Genomic DNA, 12518 nt, shown 5'->3' with positions numbered 1-12518 from the left:
GTCCGATTTAATCAAAAGAGTAGGGCGATCAGATCTGCTGTTCATGTTTCTCGGAAACGGACGGCCGATGTCCATTAGCAGATCGATTTTGATTTCTGCATTTGGCCGGTGGAGACAGACCGTATCTCCCGAGCCAGTTCTTTGTCGGTAATTGCAATGTGGTTAAGCAACCAATTCCTCAGGTAGTCGATCAACCGCGCAAGCGCTTCAGGTGTACCGTTTGCTGCATTCGCTTTCATGGTCGCCAGACGCGCCCGAAATTCCATATGCGCATTCCGATGAGCAATCGCATGCTGAAGACCAACACCGTTGTCAAACATGGATTCCTCTGTTGCAAAATGAAAGAGGACATATGCTGCCAGGCGTGGAAGGATTTCCTCCAGCGCGAGAATGTCGTTACCTTTCGCATGGGCCGCTTCGGCGGCATTGATCATCGCGACCAGTTCCTCATGCTGCAGATCGATCTGGCGAATGCCGGTTTCCAACTGAGATGACCAAACGATGGGCATGGGCGTCGAGGTAAACAAGAGTTGTTGGATTGTGGCACGGAACTTGGTTGCAATAAATTGCCGTAGATCAATCTTTTGCTGCAAGCCAACACGTATACTCGCGCAATGCGATTTTCAAGCTTCATGAAGAGATAGCGGGTGCCATGACCTCGCCACCCGCACAACTCGAACTCTCCTATCCATTCAGAACAATCCGGCGGCGCGTCATCTGGCTGCTTGGTGCGTTCAGTTTGCTGCTGGCATTCTTTGCTGCCAACAGTCTGCAAGAACGTCTGGATCAGCGCCGGTTGGCAGTTCAGGTACGTAACTGGACCGAACTGACCAGCATCATCAGCCAGGCAATACACGAACTGCAGCGCGAGCGCGGCCTCTCAAGCAGCTTCCTGTCGACTGACGGCCAGCGCTTTTCCGATCCACTGGCAGTACAGACGGCACGTACCGATGCCGCCTTGCGGAGGCTGGCGAAGGCACTGCCATCGCATGGGGTTGCCATTCCCAACTGGTCGGTTGCGGATCTGGCAACCGCGACCGGGACCATCAGGATGCGCGAGCATGTGCGAGATTTGTATGTCACGCGTGACGAGGCCGTGGCGCACTATAGCGGGCTCATTAACCAGCTCATCGCCGTCATGCTCAATGGCGCCGCAACAGCAGGCGATCTTGTCGGTCAGCAAATGGCGTTTATCTCCCTGCTGCGGGCCCGGGAAACTGCCGGGCTGGAGAGAGCGCTGCTTGTCGCTGTCCTGTCGTCCGGCACATTCGGCGATCAGTCCCGCAGGACCTATCTGCATCAGCTTTGGGCCATCGAAGACACGCAACTGGAGCAGTTCCGCAGCCTGGCCACAGCCGATGCCAATACCGGATATCGTGAAATCGAGGCATCCGATTACGCGCGCGAGATGGACGCTTTTCGTCGCTATGTGCTTGCCGAGGATCGCATCACCCTGCGTGCATCGTCGCCATCGTTTTCTGCAGAACGGTGGTTCGATGTCGCGTCGCAGCGCATCGATGCCATGAAATCCCTGGAGGATGTTCTTGGCGCAGCACTGTTCGACCAGGCGCGCGCCCGCGAGCTTGAAGCGGAACGTCAGCTCCTGGTCAATGGTTTGTCGGCGCTGATGTCATTTCTCTTTGGCGGGATGCTGCTCTGGTTTGTCAATCGGGGCAAGGAGCAGGCTGAATACCGTCTGCGGCTGGCAGACAAAGTGTTCAGCAACAGTGTGGAGTCCATCCTTGTGACCGACCCTGAGTGCAGGATCATCGAGGTCAACTCGGCATTTACGTATATCAGCGGCTATTCCCGGGCTGAGGTGTTGGGGCAGCACGTCCGCCTGATGAATTCGGGGCGGCATGACCCTGATTTCTATACGACGATGTGGCAGCGCATCCGCAGCGACGGCAACTGGAAGGGAGAAATCTGGAATCGCCGGAAGAACGGCGACATCTATCCGGCGCTGCTCTCCATCGTCGCGGTCCGTAATCCTGCAGGCGCCGTGATCAACTATATTGCGATGACCGCAGACCTCAGCCAGCATAAACAGACCGAGGCATTGCTGGAACAGTTGCGCACCTTTGATGCACTGACCGGCATGCTGAGCCGGGACGCCTGGGTGACCGCTCTCGACTTGGCGATTGCCAATACCCGCGGTTCGACACGCCGGTTCGCAGTACTGGAAATCGGTCTTGACCGGTTCAAGCTCATCAACGACTCGCTGACGCATGCGGTCGGCGATTACGTCCTGACCGAAGCCGCTGACCGGATTCGTCGCGTCCTTCGCCGCCATGACGTTGCGGCACGCCCCGGCGGAGATCGTTTCTCGGTACTGTTGGAGGACATCGAGTCGACGCAAAACGTGGCAGCGATCTGCGAAAAGATTCTGGCGGCTTTTGTGTCCCCGATCGATGTCGACGGACATCGGCTGCATGTTTCAGTCAGTATTGGCGTGGCACTGTTTCCTGATGATGGTGACGGAGTGGCAACCCTGATGCGGCAAGCCGAGGCAGCGATGTATCGTGCCAAGGAGGACGGACGCGCAACCTATCACTTCTACTCGGACGGGACGAAAACCGGGGGCGCGCAGTTGCTGACGCTGGAAGCGATGCTGCGGCAGGCACTGGTCCGCAACGAATTCTCCGTCGTTTACCAGCCGCAGGTTCATCTCGAGAGCGGCTGCCTGGTTGGGGTGGAGGCCTTGCTGCGCTGGTCCAATCCGGAGCTCGGATCGATTTCGCCAGTCCAGTTCATCCCGATTGCCGAAGAAACCGGCCTTATCATCCCAATCGGCAACTGGGTCCTTCATACCGCCTGCGCGCAAGCTCGCGCATGGCGCCAGCGTTATGGCGCCTCACTACCCGTGGCAGTGAATCTTTCTGCACGCCAGTTCACCAATAAGAACCTCATGGCAGACATCCGAAAGGCCTTGGATGAAAGCGGGATCAGTGCCGGTGACCTGGAGCTGGAAATCACGGAAGGGTCCCTGATTGAAGATCCGGCCAGTGCCGTCAACATCCTGCACGGTCTGCGCGCGATGGGAGTCAGGACCGCGATCGACGACTTTGGTACGGGCTATTCGTCTCTTGCATATTTGAAGCACTTCCCGCTTGATAGGCTCAAGATTGATCGCGCTTTCATCCGCGACCTGCCGCACGACGCGAGCGATGTCGCCATCGCGCGGGCGGTCGTGGCGCTCGGTCGCAACCTGAATATGGAAATCCTCGCCGAAGGGGTGGAAGAAACGGTGCAAGAACAGTTTCTTGCGGAGATCGGATGTCACGTCATCCAAGGCTATTTGCATGGCAAGCCAATGAGCGCCGCAGAAATCGAGCAGCGGATTGACAGTGGCCTCCTCACGCTGCCCCCATTGGGCCGTGTTTGACAAGCTACTGCGCGGCCCGGATTGATGTCTGCGGTGCTCGGCGTACCAGTCGTACGCGTGCGCTCCTCGACACCAAACCGAACCGCTCGCTACGCTTTTCAAACACAGCCTAGGGCATAAGCAAGAGAAAGGGGAGGGCGAAGTCGTTTGCGATGAGGTAGATGGATAATTTATTGGCGCTGAACTTTGGCTCGACTTGAACCGTTTGATCGGGCGGGGCCTGACGAGCAGAACAATGCGAGGCCGGGAGGCGCGGTCACGTAATGAGCACGCCGCCACGGGACCTTTACTGTCCCGACCTTCCTCTAACTCACGGAATCAACGACCGCGCTTGCGACGATCCTGACAAACCGGCACTGGGCGGTTATTGCCCCGACTGCGCCGCACGCTTTACGGCGTCACGCATTGATTCCGGCATGCAGTTGATCGCGCTATCAAACAACGAGGCCACGGCTTCATGTATATCAGGTCGCTTGTGCTGCTCCGCGACCTCTTGCTCCACATGTCGCCTGATGTCGGCAAACAGGGCAGCGCCAAAAGAAGGATAGCGGCTCGGCAGTGAGGCGAGGAAGTCGCGCGCCGCGTCGGTGCGCATCTTGCGGTGCGCGTTGCGCCTCGACTCGAATATCGCGGCGTCTTGCTCATTGAGGATGGTGAAGTGACCTTGCTTGTCGCGCTCGATTTCCGCCGCGATCATCTGGGCGCATCTCGATGCGATCCGCAAAGACAGCCTTGACTTGAACGCGGAACCGGCATCGGCGCTGGTTCGTAGCAGTGAAAGGGCATCACTTTCCGAGTCCGCCTCCAGCGCGTCACGCAGGTGTGCAGCACGTTCACTCGCGTCCTGTTCCAGCCCCGCAGTTAATACTTCGGCGGTGGATTCGACGCCATACGCCTGCAAGGCAGCGACGGCAGCCTTTTCCTCTGGCGAAACCGATTCATTCCTTGCCTTGCGCAACCCCGCAAGCGCCGAGTCCGGTGCGGAAGCGTCAGAAACGACAGCGGTCAAAGCCGACGCAAGCGCGTCCGCCACGGCCGCCTGGTCGATCGATTGCAGTACGGACTCGAAACTGGTGTTCATGATGTTCCGTTAGGTGGTATTCCGTCAGATGGATCGGCGCATCTGCCGAGTGCTTTATTGACTTGGCCCGGATCGATTAGTTCTGGACGCGCGGCTTGCCCGCCGTTACTTTTGAAGAACAGGAAATTTGCTACTGCCGCCAGAATCGAACGGCTGGGCAAGACCAGCCAGCGCAGGGAACGTGTCGTTACCCCGGCGGAAGATTCAAGGCGAACTAAACGGATGCGATTGACTGCATGAGCTGGCGCAAGGCTCGCCGGGACGGTGGCGAGAGGTCGCGTTCTCGGGGAGCGCAGATGCACGGCAAACTGCGCCACGCGACCCTAAGCGGAAAGCCATCGCGCAGCAAAGCGGCTTCTCCCTCTCCATTAAATCGAACAGTCAGTGTTGAGTTGACTCGGCCTTCGCTTTTAACGCCTTATTCATGGCCTCGAATCCCGCTTTGGTGCCGGAATCAAGGCTGGACTTGGCTAGTCCCACGAGAAGACCGGAGAATTGCTCGCCATGGATGAAGCGCACCTTGTCAGGACTGAGCGGGATAACACGGAAATAGTGCTCGCCGTCGAATAATCCGGGAATGAGGAATCGCCCGAGCCAACGAAGTTCCTGTTCACGCTGTGCGACCAGAATGGTGGGACGGAACGTCATGCCTTTGCCGCCGGGCGGTTGAATTGCGACCCGCAACTTTTCCCCCACGTGTGGAAGACCGGTAATTTCCCGAATAAAGGGATTCCAATTCGGATGTTCGGCGAAATCGATAAGTACCGACCATACGCGTTGTGCCGATGCATTAATCTCGATCTCTGTTTTTACTTCATGCGTGAACAAGGTCACTCCCTTAGTTTTTAAGGGCAACATGCTCGCATATGACTTGACGTACCACAAGACAAAGCCTGCAGGAATACCGGGTTGCCGATTCTGGGCGAACTCGGCGGGAATGTCCTGCGCTCGGATCGACTGCTTTCTGCCGCGTTCCTGGCGTTACGGCCATGGTCACATAGCAGCAAGATCGATACTAAAATCACGCTCAGAGCCTGTTTGAAAACCTACTGCGCGGTCCGGTTTTGGCCTTGCGATGCTCGTCGTACCTCACGTACGACTGCGCTTCTCAGACCAAACTCGGACCGCTCGCGACAGTTTTCAAACAGGCTCTCAGCCTTCTCGAAGGCCGGCACTGAACGATTTGAACCAAATCCCAAGCAGCGGCCCGCGTCCATTCCAAACCACGATGCTGCACATTCACCGAAAAACACCATGATCGAGAGACCAATTCCTTCCAGCTCAGCGCCAAAAGATTCATCGCGTGTAGCAAAACGAAGGGTCATGCTGGCAGGGGCAACGGGCCTCGTAGGTCAATCATTGCTTCAGGGGCTCCTGGCGGATGATTCGGTCACGGCAGTCCATGCCATCGGGCGGCGCCCCTTGGCCATCCGGCATCCGAAGCTGACTTCACATGTCGTCGATTTCACCGCGCTGCCATTATTTCCAGCACTCGATGAAGCGTACCTGGCGCTCGGCACGACCATCAAAGTGGCCGGCAGCCAGGCAGCCTTCCGTGCCGTGGACTTTGACGCCAACCTGGCGGCGGCACGCGCAGCACTAGCGGCCGGTGTGCGCCGCGTTGGTGTCGTCAGCGCCATGGGGGCGGATGCACACTCGAACATCTTCTATAACCGAGTCAAGGGTGAGTTGGAGGAATCACTATCGACACTCGGCCTCGACGCGCTCGTGATCGCGCGTCCGTCGCTATTGACCGGTAACCGCGAGACACTGGGTCAACCGACACGCGTGGGGGAAAAAATCACCACCTATGCCGGTAGGCTGCTGAAGCCATTCATTCCGGCGGACTATCGACCTATTGCCGCACTCAACGTTGCCCACGCATTGCTGGAGAGAGTGCCGGTGGCACAGGGAAGGGAAGTGTTACTTTCCGGTGCCATGCAAGCTTGATGCCGGCGCTGCGCTGCAGGGTAATCGCGCCTTTTTCAAGGGGCGACTATCGCGCACTGGATACGAGTCATTATTCACGGCACGGGCGGCTATTGGATGCCTTCAGGACGTTCACCTGGAACGTGCGAGGTGGAACAATCGACCCAAACTAGGCAGTTGGCTTCCTCGAAAGCGGACTGATTGACCGCCTGCTTCCATGTCGCAGGCGGCATCTTCCATTCTTTCTTATGTTGCGCAAGGCATTAAGAGCCTATCCCAGTAGGAATCAGCCCCGCGCCGGTACCCATTGGGGTCCAGGGCCAGGCGCGAGGCCCGCCGCGTGGTGATCCACGCAAGGGGTTCGCAACACCGCCATGGGCTTCAATGGGTACCGGCCCTTCGGGTTGGGGGCAAAAACGCACACCGGCGGTGTTGCTCGTCTTTGCATAGATCACTATGCGCATCCTCGCGCCTTGCCGGTGCACCTTTTTGCCCCCAACGCGGGGCTGATTCCTACTGGGATAGGCTCTAAGGCGTTATCGGTAAAAAGGCTCGACCTTGCCTTTTACCTTGATCGTCATCGGATTGCCCTTGCGGTCACGCGCCTTACCGGCCGCAACCTTGATCCAGCCTTCGCTGATGCAGTATTCCTCGACATTGATGCGTTCTTTGTCATCGAGCTTGATGCCAACATCGTGCTCGAGGACAGCCGCATTGTAGTAAGGGCTGCGTGGATCGACCGAGAGACGGTCAGGAAATGGGGGGAGTTGTGTCATGTCGTTCATGGACGGGAATTATCTACCAATCTCTCGCCCAAAACAATTTTCCAGCACTCGCCTGTTTTGCTGCCCAGCATTTCCATTTTTATGCCATCGCGTCGCGGCGGGCAGGTTGCGGAATCCAGCATTCTTGATCAGCCAGTCCTACGGCATGAGCACAGAGTTCAGTGATTATGATCAGCAGTCCTGGCCATAACTGCCATTGCTGCAATGAGGCTCAGCCCCTGGCTGCGACCGGAATTGTTCGTCCGCGAGATTGGTGCTACGCAAAAGTTGCTCAAATGTTGTTATCGCTAAGCAACGACAACAGATTATCGATTGCTAATTTATTGTTGTTTCCGCCTCTGGCGTTTGTGACCGCCTGCCGGCAATCAAGGCCGCTTGCTGAACGACCGTTTGGGTCTCATCATCGGGCACCTGAAACCTGACTACGAACCAGTGCTGTCGATCCTCAGCCGTTGGTCGCGTTTCGCCAAAGCTAATAATCTACGTTGGAGAGGAGTGGGCCGGCGAAGCCGACCGATAGGACGTCCGGGCACCCGCTATCGGAGGGCCAGGCGCTGGTCTTTCAGGAAGGGTCTGTCGATATGCTGCGCCAGCTCTTCGAGTGTGGCCTCTGGCAATCCTTGGGCGGCGAAGTGCGACTGCCAGCCCTCGACCACACGAGCGACCTGCCGGGCCTCTGCCAGCGCGTCCTGGGGCGTGAGCCAATACTGGGTTGCTGCGGAAAGCGCATTCTCAATGGTCGACTCTGCCCCCCGTTCCCCGACCACTAACGACTGGTAGCCCAGGGACTGGCCCATGGGCAGGACATCGAAGGCAGGCGCCAACACATACTGCTGATCCTCCCGCATCAGGACCACATGGTTCTTCTCGTGGTCGTCGGTGTTGTCGATGAGGATGTTGAATACCAGCCGCCGGAACATCTCCCGCATCTGAGCCCGGTGCAGCTCGATTGGGCCGCGTCGTCGCAGCAGTAAGGCCAGGTTCGGGTAGGAGAGTTCGGCACCTGCCGCCCGCAGCGCGACATTGGCCGAGATCGCGTGCAGTCGCCGGCCGGCACTCCGGTCGAATCGGCGGATGGCCAGCGCAACCCCAGTCTTGAAGGGGATGGGCCGGGTTTCGGCAACGTTAATGCCGGCTTGTGCCGCGAGCGTCAGCGCAGCGTGTTCCATCAGGGGCTCGGCGGGTCGGTCTTCCTCGGCGAATTTGAGCACCCACTCCTGGCCGTCCAGCTGAAACAGCGCCTTGGGCCGGGCGCCACCCATGGTGACGCCGGGGGCGATCAGACGCTTTTGACGCGCATCGACCGGCTCTTGGGCGAGCACACGGCGCACCACCTCGTGCACGGCGTCAACATCGACGAGCTTGGGCAGCGGGCCGATTTCACGGGGCTGATAGACCGTGTCGGAAAGGGACACCCCCAGAGCACCGAAACGATCGTCGCCCGCGTAATACAGGTACTCCAGCAGGGAGAGCCGGGGCGGACGGTCGAGCAGGCGGATGACTCGCTCGCCCCACCGGTCGGGGCGCGCATCATCAACGGCGCCTGCGGCCGTATCCTTTTCAGAAGGGATGTGCTCCAGGTCGGTGAGCGGCAGGTCTTCGCTCAGCGGGAAGCCGGACTTGATCCAGGACTCAGCGTACTTCAGCGAGACCCCGCGCCGGCTCATCACGAGGTTCAGCTCGCCCACCAGCGTAGGGGCGTCGGGCCTGCCGAGAAACCAGAGATAAAGCGTGTCAGGAGGGGCGGCGTGCACGATCAGCGCTCCTTTTTCTTGGCAAGCCGCGCCATCCCGGAAACCCTTGTCCGGGCGGCGCGCAGTTGGCTGGCCTGCCGCACATCGGACTCCAGCGCCCGCATATCCTTGACCGGATCGGCAAGTTCAGCGAGCCCGTCCGACAGTCCGAGAAGCCAGAGCGCCGAGGCGTACACTCCCATGCTCACGGAGGGGTCGCCCTTCTCCAGACGGATGAGCGTCGGGACCGAGACGCCCAAACGGGAGGCCCAGCTGCACTGGGATTCCTTGCGCCGCAGACGAGCCAAAGCGAGATGCTCGCCCAGCGTCTGCAGTGCGCCAAGCGCTTGGGGCGGGACCGATGAGAGGGCGAGGGAGGATTTAGACATAACATAAAAGTTACCATAAACCCCGCTTTTGGTAAAACTTATGTAATGCCGTTCTTCCTTGGGACTAAGGCAGCAAGTCAACCACCTCAAGCTTCGCCTTGAGAACTGCGCCAAAGTGTCAGTTTTTTCCGTCAGGTGAACGTGACGAAGCAGTCGTAGTCCCAATTTCAGTAGAGAGGCTCGAGTCGCTCCAAGGCGGACATTGTCACGACAGCGGATTACGCCCTTGTTCATGACTCTGCGGGACTTGCATACCCATAAGGGAGGTAATTCGAGGCGTTTCACTACCCTCGTACACAAAAAGCCGTGCCGCACGTGCTTGATTTGCAATCGTCTGGATTAGGTTTGGTAACCTGCTTCCTTACCCAGCCTTTAATATTGTCGACGAATCCTTCTCTTTCACGCACCTCCTCAAGAGGCAATGAAAGTGCCTGTCGGCAGTGAAAGGCCTGACCTTGATTCAAGGATTCGCACTCGCACGGCGCTCTTGTCATTTCTGACGGCGACACCCGGCTCCTGGCAGCTTCGCACGCCTCGTTTTTGGTGCTACGGACAGCAGAAACCCAAGCAAGTTGCTCGGCCTTCTCGTTACTGCAAGAGTAGTTTCCATCTTGGCCACTGGTGAACTTCCTCATCGAGCCAATACAAATCGCCAATCTCAGCGCTGACCGTGGGTGGCCGATGACTGAAGAACTGCCAGATTCAATAGAGGTCAGGTGAGTGTAAAAGGGATTTTCCGCATTGGCCCGTTCGCCGCAGCGCTTGCCGCTGATCGGCCGCTGGGTGCTGCAGTAACCGATCTGAACACGCTGATCGCAGTTGTTCACGATGCGGGTACTGTTGCTGCCTGCGACACTAATGGCTACGCATTCGCCGGCCCGACGAGCTACTGGTTCCGTCGAGGCTATCGCATAACTAGTGACGCAAAGTGCAACAAGCAGTATGGCCATGGAACGCAACGTTCTCATGGCGTGGTTCTCCGGCAGCTGGTTTCTTTCTCGTGGCAGTAGTAGGTGTTACGTCCCTTCACATCCACACCCGCACTACGATCCATGGAGTTGCTATTGTTGGTCGCACCAAAGCCGCAGCCCCATACCAGGTGCGTGGTCGATGCTAGCCTTCGTGGACTCGGACAACCATCCATATTCATCACCATTTCATCAGGCGTGCGATGACCGCTGATGTCGTTCTTGTGCCCGCGTTTAACCGTGACGGGACTGCGGCACTCGAAGCTGCCGTTGGCGCCGCCAGGATTGGTGCAAACCGTGATGGCTTCAGGGGTGGCACGCAGGTTAGATGCTTTCTGACTCGATGACGAGCTTGCACTTGACATATTGACCGTGCGAGCACTGTTGTTTGCGCTATTAGTTTGAGTGGAAGTCGCCAACGAGCGCATCTGCGGCTGCGCTTGCTGCTGTTGCTTGAGCTGACCCTGGTTGGCTACAACACGTTCTCTCTCATTCGCCGCGGCCAAAGCATTGGCATTTTCTATGCGCTGGTTCAGTGCTTGGGTCTGTGCGCGCTGTACCGCGTATGCCCTTGAGGTGTCTGCTGCAGCTTGCGCTATTGCGCCCATCCCTTGAGCAAACATTTCCCAGCGCCGTCTGGATGCTTCTTCTTTTTTTCTCTCATACTCCCGGTGTTCCTGTTGCAAACGCTTGGTTGCCTCCATCATTTGCTCTTCGGACTGATATCCCATTCGCGCCATAAGATTCTTATTCGTCCGATTCACCTGATTTATTTGCACTAAAACAGCTATTGCCTGCTGTGCAGCTGTTTTATTCTCCTGTGTAACGGGAAGCTCTATTGTATGGGTATGCACTATCCAATCTTTTTCCGGTTTTACTTCGACGACGGAATGTATGGAATGTTCATCGGGCTTATAGCGCAAAGTTACGCGCACATCGCCATCCTGCGCGATAAATGAACCGTCTGACTGTGGTATCAGACGAGCCGTGCTGTCATCGAACGACTCAACAAGATGTTTCGCTTCTTCGTCGAATGCAAGAGTCCATTTGCGCACACCTCCGCTACCGTCGCCCTGCACAACTAGCATCACTTTGCCTTCCACGTCCCAGGTTCGTTTCAAAGGCTGTGGAGCATACGGAACCACTACGTCTTTGTTTTGGACCGGAATTTGAATGCGCTCTTCATTCAGAACTTTTAACCAAAAACCCCATCGTTCTTCTTCCAGATTTTCGGTTGCTGACTTGGCCGGCAAGACAATTAAGAAAATCACGAGTAAGGCCGATAAACGCAGTCCCTGCTTGTGCATGGAGCGAAAGATATTATTCATGTGGTCACTATAACGGTGCTATTTATAGAAGGGATATCGGATTGTGAGGGGAATTTTCACGATATTTTGAATTGCTCGTTCAAGGCGTCATTCTATTGCAACGGGGTTCTTTCTCGTGGCAATAGTCGGTGTTACGTCCCTTCATATCCACACGAGCATTGCTGCCTCTCTCCTGATTTTGTCAAATTCATCAGGACTACACTCGCGATTGTAGGGGTAAAGCTCATTGCCACAGTCGAATAGGGACTAACAAGGCTCCTCATCTTTCCCGGTGTTGCATGGCTTGCGCATCCAATGTTAATTATTAGGTTGAGGCTGCCGAGCTTATATGTCTTGGGCTTGCCAGCTGAGATAACAATGGCTCTACTCAGTGGAACAGCGACCTAATGTCATTAATCGACTGACCAAATCTCACAAAAAATCTTCCAAGAGCAGGTAAATCTTGTGAAATGTAAAAGAATTGCATCTGAACTTTCCGAGAGAATCGAACGCCCGTTTATGGCCGCAGGTAGCCCCTGTACACGATCCGACTCTGGTCCGATTGTGCCCACAAAGCTGCCATGATGACTGTTTTGCGACGAATCAATCCGTTGTGAACTCGCTGATCGGCAGTTATGCCTCGGCCTGTTCTGCAATCTCAAGCGCGCCGTGGGCTTCTATCGCAAGACAACACCCTTGCTTCACGCTTGGTGTTCACCAGCAGAGGTTGCGTCGCCCGCAGGTTCCCGGTCCGCCGATAAATCGTCGTTACAGATCGAGACGCCGCCGTGCGACCAACCGTGGTGACCAGCCCTTTATCCGGCTGGTTTTCTTGCCTGCTCCCGTGTGTTCATGTCTGTTTCGCGGATTCCCATGCGGACCTTGCCCAAGCCCCTTGGTGGCCCAAGTCTCAAGGCGGATCAATGGGTTAACATAGTGGC

At 56.9% G+C, this 12518-nt stretch carries 10 protein-coding genes; 2 read left to right on the top strand and 8 right to left on the bottom strand.

Features of this window, described 5'->3' with window-relative positions; all coding sequences use genetic code 11:
- Positions 1 to 74 precede the first annotated feature (74 nt).
- The gene (locus ACYVIA_RS17020) at positions 75 to 593 is read right to left on the bottom strand and encodes a bacteriohemerythrin (protein WP_460842877.1); all 519 of its coding nucleotides are present in this window, start codon (positions 591 to 593) and stop codon (positions 75 to 77) included.
- A gap of 59 nt (positions 594 to 652) precedes the next feature.
- Here ACYVIA_RS17020 and ACYVIA_RS17015 point away from each other — a divergent pair, with 59 nt between their 5' ends.
- Complete coding sequence (locus ACYVIA_RS17015) at positions 653 to 3385, top strand: EAL domain-containing protein (protein WP_460842875.1); 2733 nt, start codon at positions 653 to 655, stop codon at positions 3383 to 3385.
- Positions 3386 to 3749: 364 nt separating this feature from the next.
- Here the strand turns inward: ACYVIA_RS17015 and ACYVIA_RS17010 are convergent, their stop codons facing one another.
- A complete protein-coding gene (locus tag ACYVIA_RS17010) occupies positions 3750 to 4466 on the bottom strand; it encodes a hypothetical protein (protein WP_460842873.1) in 717 nt (238 codons plus the stop codon).
- Positions 4467 to 4847: 381 nt separating this feature from the next.
- A complete protein-coding gene (locus ACYVIA_RS17005) occupies positions 4848 to 5294 on the bottom strand; it encodes an SRPBCC family protein (RefSeq protein ID WP_460842871.1) in 447 nt (148 codons plus the stop codon).
- A 426-nt stretch (positions 5295 to 5720) separates the two neighbouring features.
- Between ACYVIA_RS17005 and ACYVIA_RS17000 the strand changes: the two genes are divergently transcribed.
- The gene (locus ACYVIA_RS17000; protein WP_460842869.1) at positions 5721 to 6416 is read left to right on the top strand and encodes an NAD(P)H-binding protein; all 696 of its coding nucleotides are present in this window, start codon (positions 5721 to 5723) and stop codon (positions 6414 to 6416) included.
- Positions 6417 to 6931: 515 nt separating this feature from the next.
- Here the strand turns inward: ACYVIA_RS17000 and ACYVIA_RS16995 are convergent.
- The 5 genes from ACYVIA_RS16995 to ACYVIA_RS16975 all read right to left on the bottom strand — a co-directional run bounded on the left by ACYVIA_RS16995 (position 6932) and on the right by ACYVIA_RS16975 (position 11598).
- The gene (locus tag ACYVIA_RS16995; protein WP_146331769.1) at positions 6932 to 7180 is read right to left on the bottom strand and encodes a DUF3297 family protein; all 249 of its coding nucleotides are present in this window, start codon (positions 7178 to 7180) and stop codon (positions 6932 to 6934) included.
- Positions 7181 to 7716: 536 nt separating this feature from the next.
- Positions 7717 to 8934: a type II toxin-antitoxin system HipA family toxin gene (locus ACYVIA_RS16990; protein WP_460842866.1), complete on the bottom strand. Its 1218-nt coding sequence runs from the start codon at positions 8932 to 8934 to the stop codon at positions 7717 to 7719.
- A 2-nt stretch (positions 8935 to 8936) separates the two neighbouring features.
- Positions 8937 to 9302, bottom strand: coding sequence for an XRE family transcriptional regulator (locus ACYVIA_RS16985; protein ID WP_460842864.1), 366 nt, complete (start codon positions 9300 to 9302; stop codon positions 8937 to 8939).
- A gap of 284 nt (positions 9303 to 9586) precedes the next feature.
- Positions 9587 to 10252 carry a hypothetical protein gene (locus tag ACYVIA_RS16980; RefSeq protein ID WP_460842862.1) on the bottom strand — a complete coding sequence of 222 codons (666 nt, stop codon included), beginning with the start codon at positions 10250 to 10252 and terminating at the stop codon, positions 9587 to 9589.
- A 14-nt stretch (positions 10253 to 10266) separates the two neighbouring features.
- The gene (locus ACYVIA_RS16975; protein WP_460842860.1) at positions 10267 to 11598 is read right to left on the bottom strand and encodes a hypothetical protein; all 1332 of its coding nucleotides are present in this window, start codon (positions 11596 to 11598) and stop codon (positions 10267 to 10269) included.
- Between the last annotated feature and the right edge of the window lie 920 nt (positions 11599 to 12518).

This window comes from Noviherbaspirillum agri, from assembly GCF_054780595.1.
Note: the sequence above shows the minus strand (reverse complement) of the source record. Positions and strands in the feature narration are given on the sequence as shown.